The sequence below is a fragment of the Chloroflexota bacterium genome (assembly GCA_020161265.1).
In the GTDB taxonomy this organism is placed as follows: domain Bacteria; phylum Chloroflexota; class Chloroflexia; order Chloroflexales; family Herpetosiphonaceae; genus Herpetosiphon.
In genome coordinates this window covers 61,972-86,934 of the sequence record JAIUOC010000008.1, presented here as the reverse complement: position 1 = coordinate 86,934, position 24,963 = coordinate 61,972, and the positions used below count along the sequence as shown (strand labels likewise).

Annotated in this window: 26 protein-coding genes; 15 read left to right on the top strand and 11 right to left on the bottom strand. The window is 49.4% G+C overall.

Annotation, left to right across the window (positions count from 1 at the left end):
* Window positions 1-165: 165 nt before the first annotated feature.
* Entirely contained in the window at window positions 166-942 is a 777-nt protein-coding gene (locus LCH85_18125) for an anti-sigma factor (protein MCA0353917.1), read from the bottom strand.
* Window positions 935-1,555, bottom strand: coding sequence for a sigma-70 family RNA polymerase sigma factor (locus LCH85_18120; protein MCA0353916.1), 621 nt, complete (start codon window positions 1,553-1,555; stop codon window positions 935-937). Before LCH85_18120 ends, LCH85_18125 begins: the two co-directional genes overlap by 8 nt.
* A 703-nt stretch (window positions 1,556-2,258) precedes the next feature.
* On the opposite strand from LCH85_18120, the gene LCH85_18115 reads away from it, so the two are divergent.
* Complete coding sequence (locus LCH85_18115) at window positions 2,259-4,280, top strand: RICIN domain-containing protein (GenBank protein ID MCA0353915.1); 2,022 nt, start codon at window positions 2,259-2,261, stop codon at window positions 4,278-4,280.
* A gap of 132 nt (window positions 4,281-4,412) precedes the next feature.
* Here the strand turns inward: LCH85_18115 and aroF are convergent, their stop codons facing one another.
* Complete coding sequence (gene aroF / locus LCH85_18110; GenBank protein MCA0353914.1) at window positions 4,413-5,438, bottom strand: 3-deoxy-7-phosphoheptulonate synthase; 1,026 nt, start codon at window positions 5,436-5,438, stop codon at window positions 4,413-4,415.
* Between the two features lie 73 nt (window positions 5,439-5,511).
* Complete coding sequence (gene aroH / locus LCH85_18105) at window positions 5,512-5,916, bottom strand: chorismate mutase (protein MCA0353913.1); 405 nt, start codon at window positions 5,914-5,916, stop codon at window positions 5,512-5,514.
* A 639-nt stretch (window positions 5,917-6,555) separates the two neighbouring features.
* Between aroH and LCH85_18100 the strand changes: the two genes are divergently transcribed.
* The 7 genes from LCH85_18100 to LCH85_18070 all read left to right on the top strand — a co-directional run bounded on the left by LCH85_18100 (window position 6,556) and on the right by LCH85_18070 (window position 14,108).
* Window positions 6,556-7,518: an ABC transporter permease gene (locus LCH85_18100; protein ID MCA0353912.1), complete on the top strand. Its 963-nt coding sequence runs from the start codon at window positions 6,556-6,558 to the stop codon at window positions 7,516-7,518.
* Window positions 7,518-8,546, top strand: a complete 1,029-nt coding sequence (locus LCH85_18095) for an ABC transporter permease subunit (protein ID MCA0353911.1) — start codon at window positions 7,518-7,520, stop codon at window positions 8,544-8,546. Before LCH85_18100 ends, LCH85_18095 begins: the two co-directional genes overlap by 1 nt.
* Before the next feature lie 126 nt (window positions 8,547-8,672).
* Window positions 8,673-10,949, top strand: coding sequence for a UvrD-helicase domain-containing protein (locus LCH85_18090; protein MCA0353910.1), 2,277 nt, complete (start codon window positions 8,673-8,675; stop codon window positions 10,947-10,949).
* A 20-nt stretch (window positions 10,950-10,969) separates the two neighbouring features.
* Complete coding sequence (locus tag LCH85_18085) at window positions 10,970-11,641, top strand: O-methyltransferase (protein ID MCA0353909.1); 672 nt, start codon at window positions 10,970-10,972, stop codon at window positions 11,639-11,641.
* A 356-nt stretch (window positions 11,642-11,997) separates the two neighbouring features.
* Window positions 11,998-12,390, top strand: a complete 393-nt coding sequence (locus LCH85_18080; GenBank protein ID MCA0353908.1) for an SgcJ/EcaC family oxidoreductase — start codon at window positions 11,998-12,000, stop codon at window positions 12,388-12,390.
* A gap of 2 nt (window positions 12,391-12,392) precedes the next feature.
* Window positions 12,393-13,031 carry an FMN-binding negative transcriptional regulator gene (locus LCH85_18075; protein MCA0353907.1) on the top strand — a complete coding sequence of 213 codons (639 nt, stop codon included), beginning with the start codon at window positions 12,393-12,395 and terminating at the stop codon, window positions 13,029-13,031.
* Window positions 13,032-13,187: 156 nt separating this feature from the next.
* On the top strand, window positions 13,188-14,108 hold the full coding sequence (locus LCH85_18070; GenBank protein ID MCA0353906.1) for a hypothetical protein: 921 nt from the start codon (window positions 13,188-13,190) through the stop codon (window positions 14,106-14,108).
* A gap of 52 nt (window positions 14,109-14,160) precedes the next feature.
* On the opposite strand, the gene LCH85_18065 is transcribed toward LCH85_18070, so the two are convergent.
* Both LCH85_18065 and LCH85_18060 read right to left on the bottom strand, forming a co-directional pair.
* The gene (locus LCH85_18065; protein MCA0353905.1) at window positions 14,161-14,859 is read right to left on the bottom strand and encodes a response regulator transcription factor; all 699 of its coding nucleotides are present in this window, start codon (window positions 14,857-14,859) and stop codon (window positions 14,161-14,163) included.
* Window positions 14,859-15,194, bottom strand: coding sequence for a divalent-cation tolerance protein CutA (locus LCH85_18060; protein ID MCA0353904.1), 336 nt, complete (start codon window positions 15,192-15,194; stop codon window positions 14,859-14,861). Before LCH85_18060 ends, LCH85_18065 begins: the two co-directional genes overlap by 1 nt.
* Window positions 15,195-15,422: 228 nt before the next feature.
* Here LCH85_18060 and LCH85_18055 point away from each other — a divergent pair, with 228 nt between their 5' ends.
* Both LCH85_18055 and LCH85_18050 read left to right on the top strand, forming a co-directional pair.
* Entirely contained in the window at window positions 15,423-16,412 is a 990-nt protein-coding gene (locus LCH85_18055; protein MCA0353903.1) for an ABC transporter substrate-binding protein, read from the top strand.
* Between the two features lie 29 nt (window positions 16,413-16,441).
* Window positions 16,442-17,719, top strand: coding sequence for a HAMP domain-containing protein (locus LCH85_18050; GenBank protein MCA0353902.1), 1,278 nt, complete (start codon window positions 16,442-16,444; stop codon window positions 17,717-17,719).
* Between the two features lie 35 nt (window positions 17,720-17,754).
* Here LCH85_18050 and LCH85_18045 read toward each other — a convergent pair whose 3' ends face one another.
* Together LCH85_18045 and LCH85_18040 are read right to left on the bottom strand one after the other, a co-directional pair.
* Window positions 17,755-18,408: an HAD family phosphatase gene (locus LCH85_18045; protein ID MCA0353901.1), complete on the bottom strand. Its 654-nt coding sequence runs from the start codon at window positions 18,406-18,408 to the stop codon at window positions 17,755-17,757.
* The gene (locus LCH85_18040; protein ID MCA0353900.1) at window positions 18,395-19,294 is read right to left on the bottom strand and encodes a DMT family transporter; all 900 of its coding nucleotides are present in this window, start codon (window positions 19,292-19,294) and stop codon (window positions 18,395-18,397) included. Before LCH85_18040 ends, LCH85_18045 begins: the two co-directional genes overlap by 14 nt.
* 102 nt (window positions 19,295-19,396) lie before the next feature.
* On the opposite strand from LCH85_18040, the gene LCH85_18035 reads away from it, so the two are divergent.
* Window positions 19,397-20,191, top strand: coding sequence for a GNAT family N-acetyltransferase (locus LCH85_18035; GenBank protein MCA0353899.1), 795 nt, complete (start codon window positions 19,397-19,399; stop codon window positions 20,189-20,191).
* A 58-nt stretch (window positions 20,192-20,249) separates the two neighbouring features.
* The gene (locus LCH85_18030; GenBank protein MCA0353898.1) at window positions 20,250-20,678 is read left to right on the top strand and encodes an isoprenylcysteine carboxylmethyltransferase family protein; all 429 of its coding nucleotides are present in this window, start codon (window positions 20,250-20,252) and stop codon (window positions 20,676-20,678) included.
* Here LCH85_18030 and LCH85_18025 read toward each other — a convergent pair.
* Complete coding sequence (locus tag LCH85_18025; GenBank protein MCA0353897.1) at window positions 20,659-21,147, bottom strand: hypothetical protein; 489 nt, start codon at window positions 21,145-21,147, stop codon at window positions 20,659-20,661. The genes LCH85_18030 and LCH85_18025 overlap by 20 nt on opposite strands.
* Window positions 21,148-21,178: 31 nt before the next feature.
* On the opposite strand from LCH85_18025, the gene LCH85_18020 reads away from it, so the two are divergent.
* Window positions 21,179-22,063, top strand: a complete 885-nt coding sequence (locus LCH85_18020) for an MBL fold metallo-hydrolase (protein ID MCA0353896.1) — start codon at window positions 21,179-21,181, stop codon at window positions 22,061-22,063.
* A 42-nt stretch (window positions 22,064-22,105) separates the two neighbouring features.
* On the opposite strand, the gene LCH85_18015 is transcribed toward LCH85_18020, so the two are convergent.
* The gene (locus LCH85_18015) at window positions 22,106-22,282 is read right to left on the bottom strand and encodes a hypothetical protein (protein MCA0353895.1); all 177 of its coding nucleotides are present in this window, start codon (window positions 22,280-22,282) and stop codon (window positions 22,106-22,108) included.
* Window positions 22,283-22,343: 61 nt separating this feature from the next.
* On the bottom strand, window positions 22,344-22,520 hold the full coding sequence (locus LCH85_18010) for a hypothetical protein (protein ID MCA0353894.1): 177 nt from the start codon (window positions 22,518-22,520) through the stop codon (window positions 22,344-22,346).
* A 207-nt stretch (window positions 22,521-22,727) separates the two neighbouring features.
* Here LCH85_18010 and LCH85_18005 point away from each other — a divergent pair, with 207 nt between their 5' ends.
* Together LCH85_18005 and LCH85_18000 are read left to right on the top strand one after the other, a co-directional pair.
* Window positions 22,728-23,405, top strand: coding sequence for a GNAT family N-acetyltransferase (locus LCH85_18005; protein ID MCA0353893.1), 678 nt, complete (start codon window positions 22,728-22,730; stop codon window positions 23,403-23,405).
* 50 nt (window positions 23,406-23,455) lie between these two features.
* Window positions 23,456-24,715 carry a Glu/Leu/Phe/Val dehydrogenase gene (locus LCH85_18000; GenBank protein MCA0353892.1) on the top strand — a complete coding sequence of 420 codons (1,260 nt, stop codon included), beginning with the start codon at window positions 23,456-23,458 and terminating at the stop codon, window positions 24,713-24,715.
* Window positions 24,716-24,963: the final 248 nt, after the last annotated feature.

Genomic DNA, 24,963 nt, shown 5'->3' with positions numbered 1-24,963 from the left:
AAAATTTTTGCCATGAATTTTGGAAGTTTGCTTAAATTGTCTAGAATTGGAGTGGTTTTGCCCAGAATGCCAAGCGAGGTGCTGTGGGAAGTTGTGGGGTAGCCAGTGGTTTAGCCAAAAAGAACCGCCAGTCATTTTTAGAGGTTGACTGGCGGTTGGGTTGGTTTAGGCATCGATTGTGCCGACTGCGAGCGGATTTGAGGTTGGCTGTTGGCTGCCCCCAGCTGGCTCAACCGTAATTCCGAGCAAGTTTTCGGCTCCGGTCGAGGGCAGCCGATCGATCCAAATCAAGGCATCGCCACTGGTATCAACTCCAAACACTTCCATGCTTTGCGGCGTGCCATCGGCAATTAGCCAAAGTTGGTAGCTTTGGTTGGCGGTCAAAGGTGGTAGATGGCTAGCTCGCAAATAGCTTTGGCCAGTTTGCGGATTAACGATGATGTTGATCGTGCCGCCAGCCATGCCGTTGCCTGTATCGGCCAATGGCACAAGCTGCGTGCCCGATTCGCCGAGCAAAGCCGTCAATTGCTTATTTTGCTCAACTAAGGGTTGTAACGCTCCAACCTCGTTTTGCAATTGCCAAATTCGGCCACCAGCACCACCCAGCAGCACCAAGAAAATAGTGAGCGCAGTGGCAATTAAACGGTAGCGGCGACCAAACAGGTTTGCCAACCATGATTGGCGTTGGGTTGGTTGGGTTAGTGGTTTTGCAGGCACATTTGAGGGCGTAGCCAAGCGCTCACGAAAACGCTCGTAAGCTCCGGCAGGCGGATCACGCTGCTCGACGCTCCATAATAATGCTTGGGAAATATGGCGATATTGAGAATAGCGTTGTTGCGCTTGGCTATTTGAGGCCAAATAATCCTCAACCTCGGCTGCTTCATCAGCAGGCAGAGCACCAAGTGCATAGAGTTCGATAAGTTCGTCACGTTGGTCAGTCATTGAATACCCCTGTTTTGGAGAGAACGGTGCGGAGCCGTTCCATGCCCCGACGAATGCGGGTTTTGACCGTCCCTAAAGGTTCACCGGTTGTTGCGGCAATCTCCAGATGGCTTAGGCCACGAAAAAATGCCAATTCAATTGCTTGTTGTTGGGCTTCGGGCAAACTGCGCAAAGCATCACGAACCTGCCCAGCTTGCTCATGCTGGATTGCTTGGTCGGTCATATCAGGTTGATTTGGGTCGGAAATGAGGCCTAGCATGAGTTCGCTGGCTTCAGCATCGACCGCTTGTGGGCGGCGGCTGCGCTTGCGAACTGCATCGATTGCGACATGATGGGTCATGCCTAAGACCCACGAGCCAAAGCGGCCACGTTGTGCGTCGAAACTCCCTGAATAACGCCAAACCCGCTCTAAAACATCTTGCATCACTTCTTCAGCATCGGCCTCATTGCCCAAAATCCGCAGTGCCAACGAGAAAATTGGGCGGGCATAGCGCTCGTACAATGTTTCTAAGGCCTGTATGTTGCCTGCGGCTAGCTCGGCTGCCAACACTAAATCTGCCTGATCACCCGAAGCTGCGGCCCGCGCCGCATTCGAAGCTGGTTGATTTGCCACTGAAATCCTTTCTGATCTTATGTTCGTCATCCAACGAAAAATGGATGCGATGGGCCATAAGATAATCAGTATGCATCCAGACTAATTGATTCTAACGTATAGCGTGCATCCATCCTAAATCTGCGTCTCTAATCTATTTTTCTGCCTCAATGAATGCCTAATCGGTGATTTTTGTATTTTCACCGCAATTAAGTGCTGCAATATAATTTAATGTGATTAATATGATTATAATTAATCAAGATCTGCATTTAAGTTTAAAATAAAGCAGGTTTTGATAAAAATATACATAATTAATTACAATCAACAATGCTGCTTGAATGTTCAATTGATGCTTGCTTGATTAGCTTGTTGGCTGCTTGAGCAAAAGCTACGCCACCAAACATCAAGGTGTAAGCATATACGTGCATTTGGCTCAAATAGGATGTCGCTGCTTGAAGGATGCATGTGGTGGGCGGGTACTGGAGTGATCAGGCGCGGTTGCCCACTAAAGCTGATTGAACCCACAATCTATCTCCCCCAAGTTTAGCCATTCTGCGCAAAATCTGCAAGTGGCGATTATGCCATTTTGCCCATCTAACAGCCTCAATTTTGCCATTCTTATACTTCTCGTTCGCCTCACAGCTAAATCTAGCTTCTTTTGGTCATTGAAATAAGTAGCTGCTCCAGCCTATGATTGATTAAATAATTTTAATAAAAAGGAGTTATGATGATCGGCTTCAATCATCGTCATTGGCGTTGGGGGCTGGTGCTAAGTTGTCTGAGTAGTCTGTTGGTTGGGGTGATGTTGACTCAGCCTACCCGTGCTGCCGAGCCAGTTGCGGTCAATGCTGAGGGCTACACCACCCGCAGCTATGGCAGCGTCACGTTTGAAGGCATTAATTACGCGGTGCAAAGTAATGTTGCAAACGAATATGTTCCCAGTATGACCCATTCGTACAGCGATATGGGCAGCTATTATTTGGTCAATAGTGATTATAGTTTGCCAAATGTGCCCAATATTACCAGCGGCGTGTTGTGGTCAACTGGCAACAAAAATCGCGGGTGGGCGATCAACAGCGAGTACGATATGCGGGCGTTGGTGCAGACCAATGGTGGTTTGTATGCGCCGTATCAGACCATGCCTGGCTATCAATTGGGGCCATGGAATGCTAGCACGCCCTGTTGTGGCTGGACGTTGCAGCGCAATACTACTGGTTTTTATATTCAGGCCGATGGCAAGGTGCGCGTGCCCAAAACGCCTGCTGCCGCCCAACAAACCTGGGATGCCAACCAAAGCCTGACCGCCATCAACACCACCAACGATATTGTGGCTGTTACCGATGTGATGTTTCCTGGCGATGAGGATTATTATGCTGGCAACACCTATTTGCCGCGTTCGGCAGGCGTGCTCACTGCCAAATATAAACATTACGACAATCGCAATACTCATATTTATTGGGGCTTGAAGGGCCAGCATGTGCGCGATGTCGAAGATTGGGAAGCCGATGCGCCAGGCGGCAGCAAACGCAAAATCTATACTGGCGGCTTCAAAATCGACGAAAGTGATAATGGTCAAGTCTGGGCTGGCATTTCGCATGGCAACGAATTTGTTGATCTTAATTTGCAGCCGAGCGTAACCGCCCAACAACTGTACAAAGTAGAGTTGTGGATTCAACGGCCAACAGGCATGGAATATTGGGGCGGCTTGAGCTATCAACAGGGTGCTGATGGCAAATGGCGAGCCTTTGGCGATGGTAGCCATGTGACCAATTGGGGCAACGGCACGTTTGGCTTGGTAGCAACCGCCTATCGCAATCGCAACGAACGTTTGTTATTGGTTTATCGCGCCTTGCCGGGTGGTGATAATCCGCCAACTCCTACCCCACCACCACCGCCACCAACCAATGCTGCATCCTTTAATCTGATCAATCGCAGTAGTGGGCTATGTTTGGATGTTGCTGGGGCGAATGCCGCCGATGGCACGAAAGTTCAGCAATGGACCTGTAATAACGCGACGGCGCAACAGTGGGAACTACGCTTGGCCGAAAGTGGCTATTATCAATTAGTTTCAAAAGCAACTGGCAAATGTTTAGATCTGGCGGCGTGGAGCACTGCCGATGGTGGGATCGCCCATCAGTGGTCGTGCGGCAACAATCAATCGAATCAGCAATGGAATTTCCAAACCGTCAGCGATGGTTGGCTGCGGATTGCCAACCGTAACAGTAGCAAATATCTCTCGATCGTCTATGGTTCGGTGGATGCTGGGGCTGCGACTCACCAATGGCCTTGGCTGGGCAATCCCGACCAACAATGGCGGATTCAGCCTGTGGGCACACTGCGAATCGCCAACAAAAATAGCAATAAATGTATTGATGTTGCCAATAATAATAGTGCTGATGGCACGAATATTTTGCAATGGCCTTGCTACACTGGCCTCGCCCAGCAATGGCAATTTCAACATAGCGATAATGGCTATTACAAGCTGCGCCACCCCAGCAGCGGCAAAATGCTCTCAGTTTCGGGCGATTCAAGCGCCGATGGAGCCAATATTCACCTCTGGACAGCGGTGAGTAACCCGAGCCAACAATGGCGACTTGAACTGCTCGACGATGGCTTTATGCGCTTTGTCAATCGAGCAACGGGCAAAGTGGTTGATGTGGCTGGTGGTAGCAGCGCCGACAACGCCAACATTCAGCAATGGACATGGAATAGTAGCAATGCCCAACGCTTCAAACTGACGAATTAATTTTTTAACCACGAAGGACACGAAGAGCACAAAGATTAATTACTTGGATTATTGTGCTTTTATAAAACTCAAGTGTTCAACTAACCCAACATTTGTACCCTTCGTGCTCTTCGTGGTTAAATTTCCCCTGTGTTATGCGACTGCTAATTCTGGCTCTAGGGCAGCGATTAGGCGACGGACTTGTTGCATCAATTGGGCAAAGTTGAGGTGGTTGAGTGATTGAGGGCCGTCTGAGGAAGCGCGGTCGGGGTCATGGTGAACTTCGATCATCAGACCATCTGCGCCAGCGGCCAAGCCTGCCAAGGCCATTGGTTGCACCAAGTACCATTTGCCAGTGCCATGGCTGGGGTCGGCAATAACTGGCAAGTGAGTGCGGCGCTTGGCAACTGCCACGGCATTTAAATCGAGGGTGTTACGAGTGGCAGTTTCGTAGGTGCGAATACCGCGTTCGCACAGAATAACGTTGCGATTGCCAGTGGCAAGGATATATTCAGCCGCTAACAACCATTCTTCGACGGTAGCCGATGGGCCACGCTTGACCATGATTGGCTTGCCAGTTTGGCCTGCTTCTTCCAAGAGCGCGAAATTTTGCATATTACGAGCGCCAAGTTGGATGATATCGGTGTAACGGGCGACTAATTCAACATCACGGGTATTCAGAGCTTCGGTAATGATTGGCAAACCAGTTTCTTCCCGCGCTTGAGCCAAAATTTTCAAGCCTTCTTCGCCCAACCCACGGAAAGCATACGGTGATGTGCGGGGTTTGAATGCGCCACCGCGCAGAATGTTGGCTCCGGCTTCCTTGACCGCGTGAGCTGTGCGTAACAATTGATCAGCACTTTCGACTGAACATGGCCCAGCCATGATCACTGGTGTGCCGCCGCCAATCTCCAAATCGCCAACCCGAATGACCGTATTGTGTTGTTGGAACTCACGGCCAGCCAATTTGTAGGGGCGGGTGATGCGGAGTGTGGTTTGAACACCGCTCATTGATTGCAACTGTTCTTCTAAGCCCGCCGGAATTTTTGCGCCTACGACACCAATCACAATCCGTTCCTCACCTTCAGATAAATGGCCTTTGAGATTATTTTCGGCTAAGCGAGCCAAAACAGCGTCACGGTCGGTCAGATCAGCGTGGGACTTCATTACAACGATCATGGTCAAATGCCTCCAAATTGACAAACCCTAAGTACCAATACCAAATACCGTCGCGAACGAATGGCAGCCAAGTTTAGGCAGGTTGCCAGGTGGGCAGGTTCAACAACGCTGTTGATTGAGCGCGCTCGGGGCGCAATTTGGCGGCATCGCCAAGATAGCAATGTATGATCTCGCTGGGTTTGCGGCTGGTGTTCCACAAAATCAGCACCCGAATACACAGTGATAAACTGCCAGGAACATCCATTTCGTGTGCACACAGCATGGCCAAGTCGTTCCAGCCTAGCTGACGGGCAGCCAAAGCTGGGAATTGCGCGTTGAGGTTGGATGACGTGGTGAAAAAGACACAAGCAACATCGTCAAGATCAATCTCGTTGGCTTGAACCATGGCCAACAACAACTCGCTGGTTGCTGCCAATACGGCCTCTGAACTATTTTCCACCGCCACCGTTGCACCGCGAACTCCACGACAAACGAGCATAGCATCCTCCAGTGAAGCACAACAAAAAGCGCGGAGCTTGTCGCTCCGCGCCGAAGGGTATTTCCAAAATCAGTAAGGTGTGTCTAATCCTTCGTAGGCAGCGACAACTCAATATGGCAGCTAAAGTAATAAAAATAGCTGCTAAAGAATGCATATGAGTTGAAGCTGTTGAAAGATTGCATGGCTGACAAAACCTTGTGTCAATTACGATTGGCCGGAGCATACCACATGGCTTGCTATTTCGTCAAGTACTAATTTAAGCAACAAACTTAACAATCTTACGAGGGATCAGGGATTAGGGATTAGGGTTCAGTTTTGATCCACGAAGGATACGAAGGGCGAGGGATCAGGGGCTAGGGGTCAGGGTTCAGCTTGGTTGTGCGAGGCTGGCCCTTTATCCCTGACAACTGATCCCTCACAAACTCTGCGCCTCTGGGTTAAACCCTCGTGCCTGACCCCTAGCCCCTGATCCCTGACCCCTATGCTCTATGTTCTTTGCTCTATGTTCTTTGCTACATATATAGGCTCATGGCCAATTGCGCCAAGCTCAGTCGTAAGGCTGAACCTTTCGTTAAGCGAATGAGTAATATACATAACACCTCAACGCTCATTCCTCAGGGCCAATTGGAGATTAGAACTATGAGCCGACTCTTGCTTCGCAAACTTGCGTTGTTGATCGTGTTAGTGCCGACATTACACTTTTTAGGGGCGTGGTATGCCTATCGTCAGCAGGGCTTTTTTTATCCACCCAAGGAAGTGTCAACTCAAACAGGCAATGGATTTGATGTATCGTATGAGTTCGATGATCGTCCGTTTATGACTCACTATCGTGGTGTGCTTAGCGCCATGATCGATGGCGATCTTGGGCGGATTGAACGGACAAAAGTCGCTGAATATATCGATGATTTTGTTGTACGTTCGGCGCAATTGTTAGGCGTGGCATTTCTTGCAACGATCGTTTTAGGTTTGGGGATGTGCTTATTGGCAATTTCGCCGCGCACTGGGCGAGTCTCGCCGACAATGGTCACAATCTTTACTTTGGGCAATGCGATACCTGGTTTTTTCTTGGGCACACTGTTAGTTTTGGGTTTGCTCTATGCCAAACGAGCTGGCTGGACGAACCAATTGCTCTTGCCAGTCCAAGGCTATAGCACCTCCAAACATCTGATTTTGCCAGCATTAACCTTGGCTTTGCGTCCGGCATTTTATATTGCCTCGATTGGTGCAAGCTTACTTGAACATGAGTTTCAGCAAGATTATGTGCGAGTTGCCAAAAGTAAAGGCTTGCGTTGGCGCACAATTGTCCGTCGCCATGCAATTCCCAATGTTGCGCCGGCGGTATTTGCTAGTTTGGGCCGTGGCCTACAGATGGTCGTTGGCAGCTTAATTTTGGTTGAAGCGTTGTTCGATTGGCGCGGTACAGGCTGGATGCTATTCAATACCCTTACCAATTCGCGCTCAATTACTTTTTTCAACCCATTAATTTTGGCTTTGCTGCTGGCCATGACTGGCGCAATTTTGATTTTGGTCGATTTACTAGCCTCGATGCTGAGCTTATGGATCAACCCGCTTGGGCGGCAAGCTAGTGCAGGGAGAGGCTAATGTTTAAAAATCTGCCATTGACCTTTGGTTTAAGCATTGTTGGCTTGATGCTGCTGATTGCGATCTTCGGCCCTAGCCTTGCTCCCCATGATCCAGCCGAGGAACATCGCGCTTTTCGTTATCAAGGCCAACTCTATGGCGGCCCGCCGATGCAAGCCTTGCCCCCCTTCAGCCATCCCGAATATCCTTTGGGCTTTGATGATATTAGCCGCGATTTGTTGAGTCGGCTGTTATGGGCGGTTCGACCAACTTTAGTGCTCTGTGTCATTATTGCGGCGGTACGCTTACTGCTTGGACTGGTAGTTGGCGGGGTGGTTGGCTTTTTAGGGCCACGCGTGGCAAGCTGGTTGGATACAATTACCACCATCACCAGCGCCTTGCCAATTTTGATTGTAGCCTTGGGTTATTTGATTTGGACTGGCGGCAGTGCGGTAATTGTCTATCAAGGGGTTAGGCCGATCACTGCCAATAATGCAGGTTTAACGGCGTTTATTGTTGCTTTGTGTATGACTGGCTGGGTTAATAGTGCCAGCGTGGTGCAGGGCTATGTGCAAAAGATTTTGCATGCGCCCTATTTGGAAAGCGCTCAGGCAATTGGTTTGAATCGCTGGCAAATTACGCGGCGCTATATTTTGCCTCAGGTTTGGCCGTTGCTGCCAATGTTGCTTGCCAGCGAATTAACCGCCGTCACCTTGATTGTGGCTGAGCTTGGCTATTTGGGCTATTACATCGGCGGCAGCTATATTTACACTGATAAAACCACCGATAGCCCTTTACCCGATATTGTCAAGCAAAAAGCTGGTCAGCCTGAGCTTGGGCAGATGCTTTCAGACTTTTTTGGCCAATATAGTCGTGCGCCGTGGGTTTCAATTTTTGCTGGGCTTTTGATGGTATTGCTGTTGGTTGGTTTTACCCTGACCAGCGAAGGCTTGCGCCGCTCGTTGGATATTACACGGCCTCGCCGCTGGAGTTGGCGCAACCTGTTGCAACGCAAAAACACAAAACCTGAACTCAAACAATTAACCTGAACTCTGCTATAGTCAATCATTTTTTCGTGTCGCTCACCTGTTCCACTTCAGCGCCGGAACGGGTACAATAGAGAGAGCAATATACTAAACATCACGGTTATCGACCGTCACATAAGGACTAGATCAATGACTCACCCGCTGCTGATTGGGTTGAATGCCCAACAACAACGCGCAGTCCAAGCGATTCATGGGCCAGTGTTGGTGCTGGCTGGCCCAGGCTCGGGCAAGACCCGCGTGCTGACTCATCGGATTGCCTATTTAATTAACGAAGTTGGGGTACGCCCTTATAACATTTTAGCCGTCACCTTTACCAATAAGGCTGCCCGCGAAATGCGCGAACGGCTTGGAAATTTGATTGGCGAAAGTCGTGCTCACGATGTGATGATGGGTACATTCCACTCAATTTGTGCCCGTTGGTTGCGCCGCGATATTCAGCATCTGCAACGCGCCAACGATTTTGTGGTTTACGATGCCGATGATCAGCAACGGGTAATGAAGCAGATTTTACGCGAATTGGATTTAAGCGAGAAGCAATATAATCCGCGTTCAATTCATGCTCGTATCTCCGCTGCCAAAAACGAGATGATCGGCGTAGCCGAGTTTGCTCGCAGCGTTAGCAGCTATTTTGATGAAATTGTGCTGCGCTGTTATGAGCGCTACGAAAAACAATTGCTGGCCAATAATGCCCTCGATTTTGATGATTTGCTGCTCAAAACCGTTAATTTATTTGAATATCATCCCGATGTGCTGGCGCGATATGCCGAGCGCTATGTGCATGTGATGGTTGATGAAGTGCAAGATACCAATCGAGTGCAATTTTCGTTGATCAATCAGGTGGGTGCTGGCCATAACAACTACTTTTTGATCGGCGATATTCAGCAATCAATTTATGCTTGGCGTGGAGCGCGGTTGGCGAATGTGCGCGAATTTGAAGAGGCGCATCCCGATGTCCAAATTATTCCACTGGAGCAAAATTACCGTTCCACCCAACCAATTCTTGATGTGGCCCAATCGATCATCGATGCAGCCTATGATCGTCGCCATACCACCAAAATCTGGACTGATCAGCAGGATGGCGAGTTGGTTTCGTTGGTCGAGGCCTATGATCACAACGAGGAAGCGCGTTGGGTGGCCGATGAAATTATGCGCATTCGGGGTCGTGAAGGTCGTTCGCTCGATGATTTTGCCGTGATGTATCGCACCAACGCCCAATCCCGCGCCTTTGAAGAAGCTATGATCAGCCGCAACCTGCGCTATCGATTGGTCGGCGGCACGCGCTTCTACGAACGCAAAGAAATTAAAGATATTGTGGCCTACCTGCGCATTATCCATAATCCCCACGATGAAGTTAGTTTGCTACGGGTGATCAACGTGCCAGGTCGAAGCATCGGCGATCGCACTCAGCAAGAGCTATTACAATGGGCACGCAATCTTGATATTTCAATTTGGGATGCCCTCGAACTGCTCGTTACCAACGAAGCTCAAAATCCGCCGATCAGCGGGCGAGCACGCAACGCTGTCGAGCAATTTCAAAAATTGGTGGCAAGCCTCCGTGATCTGCGCTACGATTTGATGCTCGGCGAGTTGATTCAGCGCTTGCTTGAGCGTGTGCCCTTGCAAGAGTTGCTGGTGGCCGAATATGGCGAGGAAGAAGGCGCTGAGCGTTGGGAAAATATTCTCGAATTGCAAAACGTCAGTATGGAATATCTGGCCTTGCCCACTGAAGATCAATTGCCACGCTTTTTAGAAGAAGTTGCCTTGGTGAGCGATGTTGATAGCCTTGATTCCAATAAAGAGCGCGAACCTGGCGTAACCTTGATTACCCTGCATCAAGCCAAAGGTTTAGAGTATCCAGTGGTATTTTTGGCGGGCTTAGAAGAAGGCTTGTTGCCGCACGGACGCTCAGTTGACGACCCCGAAAGCATCGAGGAAGAACGCCGTTTGCTGTATGTTGGTACAACCCGCGCCAAACAACGGTTGTACATGCTCTATGCTTTCAAACGAGCAACTTGGGGCCGCACCGATATCACGATTCCTTCGCGCTTTTTGGGCGATATTCCCAAAGATTTGCTTCAGCGCACGCCCACCCGTGAAGTCAAACAAATGCCAGTCCATGCCGCAAGCCAATGGCAAAGCAGCACGCCGCAACGCACGCGGGGCACGCAACCAAGCACCAGCAGCATGTGGAGCGGCGCGAGTGGTCCAGTGCGACCAAAACGCCCCGAACGTGAGCCAAGCGCCGCCAGTTATAGCGCTGGCGATAAAGTGCGTCATGCCAATTTCGGCGAGGGCGTAGTGGTCAGTAGCAAAATGGTCGGCGATGACGAAGAAGTGACGGTGGCGTTTCCAGGCAAAGGCGTGAAAAAGCTGCTCGCCGCCTTCGCCAAGCTCGAACGGGTTTAGCTGTGGTTTAGGAGGATACGATGAATCAAACAACATGGGATGCGGTTGATCAGTATATTTCCGATCGATTGGTACAAGCTGATCCAGCCTTGGATGCAGCGTTGCAAGCCAGTGCTGAAGCTGGTTTACCACCAATCAATGTTGCGCCTAATCAAGGCAAATTGCTGTATCTATTTGCGCTGATGTGTGGGGCTAAGCGTATTTTGGAGATTGGCACGCTGGGCGGATATAGCTCAATTTGGTTGGCTCGCGCTTTACCTGCCGATGGCAAATTGATTACCTTGGAATATGAGCCGCATCACGCCGAGGTTGCCACAGCCAATATCGACAAAGCTGGCTTGAGCCAAAAAGTTGAGGTACGGGTTGGGGCAGCGCTCGATAGTCTAGCTCAGTTGGCCGAAGAAAAGCTTGAGCCATTCGATCTGATTTTTATTGATGCCGATAAGCCCAATAACCCGCACTATTTGGCGTGGGCACTCAAATTTGCCCATGTTGGCACGGTAATTATTGGCGATAATGTGGTGCGCAACGGTGCAGTCACCGATCCTAGTAATCCTGACCCAGCGATTCAAGGAACCCGCCAGTTGTTTGATGATTTAGCCTCGAACCCCAAGCTGACCGCCACAGCCCTGCAAACTGTTGGCAGCAAAGGCTACGATGGCTTTGCAATTGCGATTGTGCAACAGCTCTAAAATTAGTTAATCCAACCGTGATTCAAGCCAGTTGATTAGCTTCAACTGGCTTACTTGTTTAAGCATAATTCGATGACATAATCAATCTCGCATGGTTACTGGCTAAAAATAATTAATTTCTACTTGATTATGATTCTATATTTCTCCATTTATTGTCATTTAGGGGGTGCAGGGGGATGAAACACCCTGCGTTCCCCGCCTTGAGGCGGGGCGGAGGGGTGGTGATCATAGAAATCTGGGTTGGAGGTACAAAACTCGATCTTAGTGCAAATTGTTTAACGCTGCAATGTTCAGTCGTTGGGCGGTACAATCAGTTGAGTTTCATTGGCATAATTGGCTTGATCAAGGAGGATGCGATGCTTGATGATCAGATGGTACTGCGTGAATTGGTCACAACTTGGATTCAGGCGACCGAAGCTGGTGAGGTGAGTAAAATTTTGGCGCTTTTGGATGATGATGTGATTTTTTTGGTAGCTGGTCAAGCACCACTGCGCGGTAAAGCAGCCTTTGCAGCAGCCTCAGCTGGCTTGAGTCAATTCGAACTCAAAATCGATTTTGAAATTCAAGAAATTAAGCTTAATGGTAAATGGGCGACCTGCTGGAATCAGCTACAAGTGCAGATTCAGCCGCCGCATGGCAAACCGCCGATTGTGCGAGCTGGCGATAGCTTTTCGTTATGGCAAAAACATGCCCATGGCTGGCTGTTACTGCGCGATGCCAATATGCTCCAAACATTGAAAGAGGCATAATTATGTATATTCCCAAACATTTTGCCGAGCCAAATCCCGAAGTATTGCATGAATTAATCCAGCGCCAACCTTTGGCGACGATTATTACGATTGGCGCTGAAGGCATCAATGCCAATCATATTCCGTTATATCTCGACCCTCAAGCGGGCGAATTTGGCACACTGTATGGGCATGTGGCCCGAGCCAATCGTATGTGGCAGGAGCATAATCCGCAACAAGAAGTTTTGGCAATTTTTCATGGAACTGATAGCTATATCACGCCGAGTTGGTATGCTAGCAAAGCCCAAACTGGCAAAGTTGTGCCAACTTGGAATTATGCTGTGGCTCACGCCTATGGCCCTTTGCAAGTGATCGACGACCCACAATGGTTGCGCCAACAGCTTGAGCAGCTGACCAACCACAACGAAGCCAGTTTTGAGCATCAGTGGCAGGTCGCTGATGCACCACACGACTATACCGAAGCCCTGCTCAAAGCAATTGTCGGCATCGCCATTCCAATTACTCGTTTGCTTGGCAAATGGAAAGTTAGCCAAAATCAGCCGCAGGCCAACCAACAAGGCGTAATCATAGGTTTAGCGGCTAGCTCAGAGCCAAATGCCGCCGCCATGATTGAGCTGATCAAACAACGCCAATCATCTTGACAGCCCTGTATACTAGCCAATGTAAGATGCTGTGGATTGTTAGACCCTTCCTTGCAGCTACCCAGCAGCTCGATATGCTCTTGTTGGATTGACCCTCTGCGTTCTCGCACTTGGGTCAATTGATTTGGGATTCTTGTTTTAGGAAGGAGTATGCACATGGCTCAACGTTTATGGGCACGCCGCTGGGCGAAATTTCAAGCAATTAGCTTGATTCTGCCAATCTTGGCGGCCTGCGGCACAAGCACAACCGAGGATCGCACGATTGCCTTGGCAACTGTGCCACCACCAACTGCCACCGCCACAACCGCACCAACCGAGGTTCCAGTTGCTACCAGCGAGCCAACCGTTGCCGCGACCAATCCGCCTGCTGCGACTGCAACCACTGAGGCCTCGCCAACTGCCACCTTTACCCCAGAGCAAGCCGAACTCGAACGGCGTTTTCGAGCGGCGGTCAGCGATGCCGAAATTGCCGAACCCAGCGAAATTTCAGATAAGCTGACGATCATCGATCCCAGCAATAGCAACCTCGTGTGGGATGAAGCAACAGGCCGCGTGTTGGTGGCCACCTGGACTTCGTGGAATGGCTATGATAATTTGGTGGGTCAAGAAACCACGACCACCCGCGAAACTTGGGTGACTGCCGTGCCCGAAATGCAAAACTTCTGCAAAGCCTATCTACCAACGAGTGATGTACCATTAACCTTGCGTTTGGAGCAATTGCTGGGCTTGCCTGCTAACAATGGCAAAAATCGGATAGTGCACTTGTGGGTTCCAGCTGCAGATCTTTTTCGACCCAGCCCTGACCCTGAAATTACCGATAATATTGCCCAACTCGAAATGCCCGAGCCAAGCGCCTTCCCATCGCAACAAGATTATGAATTTAGCCGCGATTGGTTCAATCTCCAACGCAGCCTCTCGTATGATCCCAAAAATGGCTACCCTTGGACACGTCTAGGCTACACCTACGATTGGGGCAATCAGGCTAGTGAAGTTGGTTTGAGCGAATTTGTGGTTTGGGCCAAAACCACAGTCAAAGTTGAGAGCGTTACCCAAAATGCCGACTATTGCCAGCCCTAATTGCATGAAAAACCCCTCTCTCAAATGCTACGAGAGAGGGGTTGAAAAAATCCTAGCCTTCGATAAAGCGATAGCCAATGCCCCACTCAGTCTGAATCAAATTCGATTCAGCATCGATCTCGCTTAATTTAGAGCGTAAGCGCCGAATATGCACATCGACGGTGCGGGCATCAACATATTCATCATAGCCCCAAACTTGGCCTAGCAGCACTTCGCGGGTAAATACTTGGCCTGGGTGCGAAGCCAAATACGCCAATAAATCGAATTCTTTGGGACGCAAGGTGAGTTGGACATCGCGGAAGGTGGCGCGACGACGAGCATTATCAAGCTGCAAACCACTTGAGGTTGGGGCGGAATCACCAATTTGTTGGCGCAAACGGCTAGCCTCGGCAGTACGCCGCAATAATGCACGTACTCTGGCCACTAGTTCACGCGGGGAAAATGGCTTGACCACATAATCATCAGCGCCTAGTTCCAAACCGACGACCCGATCAACCTCATCGGCACGGGCAGTTAGCATAATCACTGGTTGCTCAAAACCCTCGGCTCGCATTTGGCGCAACACGCCAAAGCCATCGATCCCAGGCAAGCCAATATCCAAAATTAACAGATCATAGGTTTCGTTGCGCAAGCGTACTAAAGCATCTTCGCCTGAGCCGGTTTCGCCCACGGCAAAGCCTTCGCGCTCGAAGCGCGAGCGCACCACATCGACCACACTTGGTTCATCATCAACAATTAAAATACGTTGCATTAGGCATCCTCATTGGTCATGACTTCGCTCAAAATCCAGTTTAAAAAGCGTTGCGAGCCATCAACAATTGGCAAAGCAATAATTTCGGGCAGCGAATAGGAGTGCAATTGTTCGACGCGCTCGATCAAACTGCCCAAGGCATCGGCTCTGGTGCGCACAATCAACAAGATTTCAGGCTCTTCCTTGAGCATTCCATCCCAATGATAAATCGAGGTAACTTGGGGCAAAATATTGACACTGGCGGCCAGCCGTTCAGTAACCAAGGCGCGGGCCAACGTGCGGGCCTCATCAGCATTGCTGGTGCTGATCAAAACAACATGGGCTGTATCCGACATAGCTCCTCCAGATCGATATAACCGATTGCTGCGTTTACTCTACCTTAAAGCCATCGATCTGCAAGAGGGTTAAGCTGTTACCACTTGTTAATCCCCCATAGCATAGAAGGCTATACCTAGAGAGTTTAGCGATTTAGCCTATTGAGTCGGGCGAATTGGCTGTGTTAGGATCGCCAACGCAGCATCACATGAGAGTGAGTGTACATAGCGTCCATCGGAGCGTACCCTATGTCACAGCATGCATTGATCAAACGTTTATTGATTTTGGTAACTTTGTTGAGTTTGGTGGCTTGTGGCTCAAGCCAAACCAACCAACCGGTAACTACGAGTAAAACCTCAAAAACCTATGCCGATTTGGTGATTGGCTATTCGCAAATTGGCGCTGAAAGCCGCTGGCGCACCGCCAATACCCTCTCGATCCAAGAAAGTGCCCAAGATTTGGGTATTGACTTACGCTTTGCCGATGCCCAACAGGAACAAATCAACCAAATTAATGCGATTCGTTCGTTCATCACTCAAAAAGTTGATCTGATTGGGGTTTCGCCAATTGTTGCCGATGGATGGGATGAGGTGTTTGCTGAAGCCAAAGCTGCTGGAATTCCAATTATTGTGGTTGATCGCACGGCCAACGTGCCTGATGAATTAATTACTGCTTTTATTGGCTCGGATTTTGTGCTAGAAGGCGAACGAGCTTGCGAAGAAATGGCGCAGTTGCTCAATCAAAAAGGCACAATTATTGAGCTAGAAGGTACAGTTGGCTCGGCTCCTGCCCGCGATCGCAAAACTGGCTTTCATAATTGTTTGAAAAAATATCCTGAAATGCAGGTTTTGGTCTCAAAAAGTGGCGATTTTACCCGTGCTCAAGGTAAAACCGTTTTGCAAGGCTTAATCAAACAATATGGCACTGATTTTGATGCGATTTATGCTCACAACGATGATATGGCCTTGGGTGCGATCGAATTGCTCAAAGAATTAGGCATCAAACCAGGGGTCGAGGTCAAAATTGTCTCGATCGATGCCGTTGAAGATGCCTTCAAAGCCATGATTGCTGGCGATTTGAATGTAACGGTTGAATGTAATCCGTTGCTTGGGCCACAATTTTTTGAAACTGCCCTGAAAATCGTCAACGGCGAGCCATTTGAACGCTGGGTTAAATCGAACGAAGGAATTTTTCGCCAAGCAACTGCCGCCCAAGATTTGCCTAAACGGCGTTATTAGTCGGTTGAGAATTGGCTGAGGTATGGTTCATGCAAGCTTTTGGTTTGTTCAAAACAATGGGTTTTCGTCAGCGTTTATTTTTGGCGCTTGGCAGCCTGAGCGTGTTGGTGTTGGCCGTCGCGCTGTTGGCTTTTTTTACCCTGCAATCGATTCGCCGCACTTCACGCGCCGCAGCAAATGATCGGTCAATGAGCATTTTGGCCAGCGAAATTTCAATCCATGCCTTGCAATGCCGGCGCTACGAAAAGGATTTTTTGCTCAATGCTGGCGATATTACAGCTCAAGACGAACCATTGCAGCAGTGGCATGCGGCCAGTTTTGAGCTAGGCAAAGCCATTAAAGAATTTGAAGATGCTGCTGGCAGCGAACTTGATCAAGCTCAAGCTCAGGCTTGGCGTGAAGCTTGGCGCGATTATGTGCGTGGTTTCAGCAGCGTGGAAATTGCGGTTAACGAAGGCTCAATTAATGATACCCAAGCTGCTGTTAAAACCTTCGAGGCTGCTCAAAACAACATTCAGATCTTAACCGACCAATCCTATGATCTGGCCGAAGTCAAAAATCATGCTTCACAGGCCAGTAGTGCCGAGCTGGATTTAGCGGGGCAGCAAGCGATTATGCGCTTAACGATTATTTCTAGCGTGATTGTGCTGCTGGCATTATTGACCTCGTGGCGCTTCCCACGGTGGTTGATCAAGCCAATTCAGAAATTACAAACCAGCGCTGAACGCCTAGCCAGTGGCGATCTTTCGGCCCGAGCAGGGCTGCGACTGAACGATGAAATTGGCATGCTGGGTCGCAGCTTCGATGAAATGGCTCAAACGCTTGAGCAAAATACCAACGATTTGGCCAATGAATATGTTGTTGCGCAAACCGCCCGTGAAGAAGCCGAAGCCGCCCGTAGCCAAATCGAGCACCAATTGTTCATGATTCAGCAGCAAGCCCAAGTGATTGCTGAAATGAGCACGCCAATTTTGCCATTAACCAGCCACGCGTTGGTTATGCCCTTGGTCGGCGCATTGGATCAACAACGAATTCAACAGGCCCAAGCTCGCGCCTTGGAAGCAATTCAAGAACGGCGGGCCAAATATTTGTTGCTCGATATTACCGCTGTGCCAGTGATCGATACCCAAGTTGGCCAAAGCTTGCTACACCTACTGCGTGCAGCGCATTTGCTTGGTTGTCGTTTGATGTTAGTTGGTGTGCGCCCCGATGTGGCCCAAACCATCGTTGGGATGGGGATTGATCTTGGCGATATTGCCACCTGTAGCAGTTTGCAAAGTGGCATTGATCGGGTGCTTAATCACTAGGCTAAGCCAGAACAACGGCGTTCTGGCTTAGCCGATTAGGCATGAGCTTGTAGTTCGGCCAAAACCTCGGCCAAACTGGCATATTGGCGCACCGCTGCCGGAAATTCTAGATATTTAGTGACGCTATTGGGCACTGCATAAACGGTTGCTCCCGCTGCCAAACCTGCTTGTACTCCTTGCGGCGCATCTTCCAGCACAAGGCTGGCCTGAGCGCTGGCTCCCAACAATTCGGCGGCCCGCAGAAAAATATCAGGCGCTGGTTTACCGTTGGCAACTTCTTCACCCGTTACCGTCGCCCCAAAACAAGCATCCCAGCCAAATTTTCGCAACACCATGTTCAAGTATGGGCGCGGCGACGAGGTTGCAACCGCAATCGGGAATTGCTGTTGATTGAGCCAACGAATGATCTGATCTGCATAAGGCATGGCTTCGGCTTCGTGCTCAACCAGTTCAAAAATCAATTGGCGATGCTCGGCAATCGTTTGCTCGATGCTCAAGGGCAAATCGAAGCTCTCAACCAACATTTTGGCATTATCATAAGCTCGCCGACCAACCATACGATGACCCCAGTCGGGTGCACATGTTTTGCCATAACGCGCCAGAAAAACATCCAATGCTCGCATACTGACCGGCTCACTATCGACCAATACGCCATCGCAATCAAATAAAATCGCCTCAAACTGTTTCATTCGGCTCCTGCTTTTTAAACATCGCTAGTGGTGGCAATTCAGCAATTACAATGCCGATCATCATTAATAGGCCACCCCAAACAAAGGTTGATGAAATGGTTTCGTTGCCAAAGGTCGAGGCAAACAGTGCCGCAAAGACTGGCTCCAGCACGAAAATCAGGGCGGTGCGGGTTGGCGAGGCATAGCGCTGCACGATAATCTGAATCGCCAGTAACACCGCTGTACAAATGATGCCCAAATAGGCTCCAGCCCAAAAAACATCGGCGGGCAAGGCGGGTACAGTTTCAAATAACAGACTGCCAATGCCCGCAACGACTGCCACCACCGCCACTTGAATCAAGTTCATGGCAATTGGCGAGGCCTGTTTGGTCCAATGGCCAATCGCCAAAATATGGCCAGCAAAGGTCACTGCACAGATAAACACCAAGAAATCGCCCCACAGCGAAACAGGCTCAGCGCCAGCTTGAGCCGCAGGGTCAATCGAAAGCACATATAAACCAGCCACCGCCAACACAACCCCAGCCCAAACTTTGGCGCTGACTTTCGTTCGCCACAGCACTGCGCCCATCAGCGGCACAAAAATCACGTTTAAACCGGTAACGAATCCAGCCCGTGAGGCGGTGGTCATACTAATGCCAATGGTTTGGGTGATATAGCCAACACATAGCAAGCCACCAGTAATCAAACCTGCTTGCCAATCGGTGCGAGTCCACTGACTGAACGACTTAATTGCCCATGGCAGCAGGGCCAAGGTTGCCAAGCCAAAGCGTAAAGTCACAAAGGCCAACGGTGGCCAATGATCAGTGGCATCGCGAACCACAAAAAATGTGCTGCCCCAAAGCATCACAATCAACAAAAGAATCCCATCGCTTTGCCAGCGCTTCATTGCAGCACCCTTTCAGGCTAGAATCAGATCGTGTTCATAGTATACGGAGATTTTGCTGGCCTATAATTGGGCGATTGATTGAACTAGCTTGAGGTGGTTGAAATGCGTTTAATTTCTTTGCACGAACCAGAGCGAATTGCAGCGTGGCTTAGCCGCAATGCTGATCTCAATATTTATCAAATTGGCGATTTAGATCGCTTTTTCTGGCCATCGACGGTTTGGTATGGGCTTGAGCAAGCAGGTGAATTATTACAGCTTGCGTTAATCTATCTTGGCCATAACACCCCAATTTGGTTGATGTTTGATGATCAGCAACAGCATTATTCGGCTCAGTTGCGCGATGCCTTGCGCCCATTGCTGCCAGCCAAGATCTATTGCCATTTTTCGCCTGGGATTGCCGAGGGTTTGGCTGATCGTTACCAGATTGAGGATCATGGCCTGCATCAAAAAATGATTTTGCAGGATTTCAGTAAGCTTGATCAGGTAGTAATCGATCAAGCTGTAATGCAATTGCACCCAGCCGATTTGCCAGCGATTAATCAATTGTATACCGAGGCTTATCCTGACAATGCCTTCGACCCACGCATGCTCGAAACAGGTTGTTGCTACGGGATTTGGCGTGATAATCAATTAATCAGCATTGCGGGTATTCATGTTTATTCGCCAAACTATCGTGTGGCAGCCTTAGGCAATATTACGACCCATCCGACCTATCGTGGCCAAGGGCTAGCCAAGCAAGTAACCGCCAAGCTTTGCCAAAGCCTGCGCCACGACATTAATCACATTGGCTTGAATGTGCATTGTGCCAATCAAGCGGCAATTAACACCTATCAAGCTTTGGGGTTTGGCTGGGTTGCCGATTATAGCGAGGTCTTGTTGCAACAGCGAATGGTTTAATTTAGGCCTAAAATTGAACTATTATCGTTTGCCTTGGGTTGCTAACGCAGGAGCATGTATGCGTTCGAAAATCTATGTAGCCTTACAATTCATCTGTTTAGGTTTGTTGGCGATCAGCACACCATTGCAGAAGGTTTCAATGCTTTGGTTGGTGGTGTTTGGTTTAGGTGTTGGCTTAGGCATTTGGGCGCTGATCAGCATGCGCCTCAACAATCTCTCGATTATGCCCGAACTGCTGAGTAACGCCCAATTAACCGTCCATGGTCCCTATCGCTGGATTCGTCACCCAATGTACACTGCATTGGCGGTTTGTAGCTTGGCGTGGGTGATGGTTGAGCCACGGCTTTGGCGCTGGTTGGTATTGGCAATTTTATTGATCGATTTATGGCTCAAAGCCCGTTACGAGGAGCAATTGCTCAATCAACGCTTTGCACATTATGCCGCTTATCAACAACGCAGCAAGCGTTTCATTCCGTGGTTGGTGTAGCTAGCACGACTACTTCTGGGTGCTGTGGGTGCTGCTTGAGGCTCAAATATTGGCCTTTACGCGGAGTTTTATCGATTCCAAAATAGCTATAGATCGTTGCTTGGAGGTTGGGCTGATTGGGCTGGTTAATCTCAAGAATAAGCCGATATTCATGTCCAGTAATTCCAGTCGAAAAGCCGCGAGAACGTTTGTGTTTCCAGCCCGTTGGCGTGCAATCCACGATGCGACCTTGTATCAGTTGGCCAATTTTCTCGGCTTCGCGATAACGCGATGGCTTGAGTGCCCAGCGTGTCGCCAAGTAAATTCCTATTCCAAAGCCCACAACACCGAGCACGGTCACGACGATCAGCAAAGTTGGGTATTTGCGCGGATCAATTAAGAAAATCGAACCAATATTGAAGATCAGATACAGAACAATTGAGCTAATAATAACTACTACCAACCGCCCAGAAGTTTGCGAAGAACCCATGGTAGCCTCCTTAGTGGGAGAAGGAATTTCAATGCATGCCCTTGATCAACTCCAGCCTTTGACCGAACGAATTTTTTGGTTGCCTGCTGATAGTCGCACCGATCGCCCGATGTTGGGCCTGGTAGTTGGCGATCGTGAATGTTTATTAATTGATTCAGGCAATTCGCCTGCCCATGTTGGATTATTGCGTAAGGCAATTCAGGCCCGAGCCTTGCCGCAACCAACCTGCCTTGCCCTGACCCATTGGCATTGGGATCATGTGTTTGGTGCAGCGACCCTTGACCTGCCAAGCTATGCCTCGCAAGAAACCAACCGTATTTTGCAGGTGCTGGCGACGCTCGACTGGAGTGATGTAGCTTTGGATCAGCGAGTGGCTGATGGTTTAGAAATTGCCTTTTGCCGCGATATGATTAAGGCCGAGTTGGCTGATCGTAGCCAGTTGCAGGTTGTCGCAGCAACCACCACCATCGAACAACAATTAACGCTTGATTTGGGCAATTGTGTTGCTGAATTAATCGTGGTTGGTGGCGATCACGCTCACGATTCAATGATTGTTTATCTGCCAAGCCAAGCGGTGGTCTTTTTGGGCGATTGCATCTACGACGACTTGTATCATGGAGCAAGACGCTTAACCACCAGCCAACTTTTCCCTTTGTTGGAGCGCTTGTTGGGCTTGCCTGCTGATTATTATTGTGCTAGCCATCATGAGCAGCCGTTAACCCGTGCTGAATTTGAGGCCGAAGCTCAGTTATTACGCCACATTGGCACAATCGTTAGCCAAGTTGGCCCGCATCCTGAGGCAATTTTGGCCCAAATTGGTCAGCAACTTACGACACCACTAACTGACGATCATCACGATATAATGCAAGCTTTTTTGGCAGGTTTGGCGCTGCCTGAGGTTCAATCAATCTATTAAATGCCGAACGTGCTGTAATTGCTCCAGCACGTTCAACCCAACTCACCCTTGCTCAGATTTGATCTCATGTACGTCATTGATCGAATAATCTAACTGATCGATATGTGGTGGTTCTTTGGCTTTTTGAATCAGCACGCTGATCCGTTGCCATAATTTTGAAATAGCCTTTGCCAGCCCAATTAAGCCAAGCATGCCTAAAATAGCGATGATGATTGGCATGAGTTATGCTCCGTCGTTAAAGAAACAGCGTACTGAGATTTTTCAGTACGCTGTTAGTTAATTATTGATCCTCGGCCTTGACCTCGCGACCTTGATCCATCGAATAATTGCCATGATCGATATGTGGGGGTTCGCCAGCTTTTTGCACAATCACGCCGAGTTTGAGCAACAGCAAAATCAAACCGCTAATGCTGAGTAAGCCCAAAATCACGAAACAACCAATCCAAAACAGTGACATACACAATCCTCCTAAAGTATTCCGGTCGATTAGCCTGCTAGGCCGTGAAGCTCACCCGCGCCTACCTCGCGCACCCGACTAATAGTGCTTGACGGGTGATCCGAGCGGGTGTAGAATGCGCCTAGCTAACGTGCCGGATCAACGTTGATTGTGGTACGCTCCAATCATCCGTGCAGGTTGCACGGTTTTTTTGTTTGGAAAATATCAATGATTGTACCATCACCGCAAATCCGTGCAACGGTGCCTTTTCAGTTGGGTGACTTGGCTTTGATGATTCGGCCAGCCATAATGGATGATCTCGCGCCAATGTTGCAATTGCAGGCACTGGCCTTTGCCGATAAATTTAGCTCGGCTTTTGGCAAACGCGGCATCCAACGTGGCGTGGCGGCATTACATCAATCGCATCAAATGCAAGGGCCAAGTAGCCTACAAGGAATGTACGTCATGTTAGCTGGCGGCGAACTTGTCGGCACAATTACGCTGCGCACCGTCGAGATGCGTCCAGACGATGTTGGGTTGGTTGAGCAAGCATTTTTGCGCGAACTTGGTGCTTGGGGTGCGTTTCGCGCCGTTCATGCGCTTTCCCAAATCGACCATCGGATTGGGCGGGATGAAGGTTTTATTAGCGATGTGGCGGTTGCCGAACACTATCGTCGGCGAGGCATTGCCCAAGCAATGATGCGGCATAGCATGACGCTAGCCCGTGAGCTTGGCAAAAAACGCCTAGGGCTGTACGTGAGTGCCTCCAACCACAGTGCGCGAGCGTTATACCGTAATTTGGGCTTTAGCGAGGGTCAGGTGCGCCGCTCATGGTGGAACGCCCTGTTTCTCGGTGAACGCCGTTGGATTTATATGTCGTATAATCTTAGAGAGACTTCTGCATAACCAAGAGGCCTCTTTTGATCAAAGGCGATCAATTAGAAAGGAACAAGTCAATGGCTGACTCTCATCGCAACGCATTCGAGAATGCTCAGCGTCAATTCGATCTCGCTGCTGAAAAGCTGAATCTCGACCACAGCTTGCGTCGAGTTCTGCGCGTCCCTCAACGCGAATTAAGCGTCAATTTCCCAGTCAAAATGGACAATGGTGAGATTCAAGTGTTTAGCGGTTATCGCGTCCAACACAATGTTTCACGTGGTCCAGCCAAAGGCGGGATTCGCTATCACCCAGCAGTCGATATCGATGAAGTTCGTGCTCTCGCGATGTGGATGACCTGGAAATGTGCGCTGGTTAATATTCCTTATGGCGGCGCAAAAGGTGGGGTCATTGTAGACCCAACGAAACTATCGCAAAGTGAATTAGAGCGATTGACCCGGCGTTTTGCAACTGAAATTAGCATTTTGGTTGGCGCTGAAAAAGATATTCCTGCTCCCGATGTTGGGACCAACGGCCAAGTGATGGCTTGGTTTATGGATACAATCTCGATGCATCGTGGCTACACCGTGCCAGCTGTGATCACTGGTAAGCCGGTTGAAGTTGGTGGCTCGCTTGGGCGGGTCGAAGCAACTGGACGCGGGGTTAGCATTGTTGCCCGCGAGGCCGCCAAACATCTTGGCTTGCGCATCGAAGGCGCAACCGTGGTGATTCAAGGCTTTGGCAACGTGGGTAGTGTTACCGCCGATATGATGCAGCGCATGGGCAGCAAAGTGATTGCAGTTAGCGATGTTTCTGGTGGCTACTACAACCGTCGTGGCTTGAACATCCCCGAAATGATTGCCTATACCAAGCAACATCGTTCGCTGGAAGGCTACCAAGCCGAAGGCATCGAGCGGGTCAGCAATAGCGAGTTGCTTGAAATTGAATGTGATATTTTGGCTCCATGTGCCTTGGAAAACCAAATTACCGAGGAAAATGCAGGCCGAATTCACTGTAAATTGCTGGTCGAAGGCGCGAACGGCCCAACTACTCCCGAAGCTGATGATATCTTGTTTGAAAAAGGCATCTTTGTTGTGCCCGATATCTTGGCCAATGCTGGTGGTGTGACCGTTTCATACTTTGAATGGGTTCAAGGCTTGCAAGAATTCTTCTGGACTGAAGAAGAAATCAACAACAAGCTTGAGCGGATTATGCAGCACAGTTTTGAATCGGTGTTGGCCCAAACCCTCAAGCACAAAGTTTCAATGCGCATGGGCGGCTATATGGTCGCGGTGGCACGGGTCGCTGAAGCAACCCAAATCCGCGGGATTTATCCATAAGCAAGGCTGTTCAGCCCCTCGTCCATGCACATGGGCGAGGGGCTTTTTATTTAAGGATGAAGGATGAAAGATGAAATCAAAAGGCAGAAGGCAAAAGGCAGAAAGAGGGATGAACGGTAATTGATTTTGGCTAAGAAGATTATAATCAAGCAAATCTGTGATAATCTGTGGCGAAAAATAATTATTCGTGGCAAAAACTTAACCTTCGTGTCCTTCGCGCGCTTCGCGGTTCCTATCCTTCGTGCGCT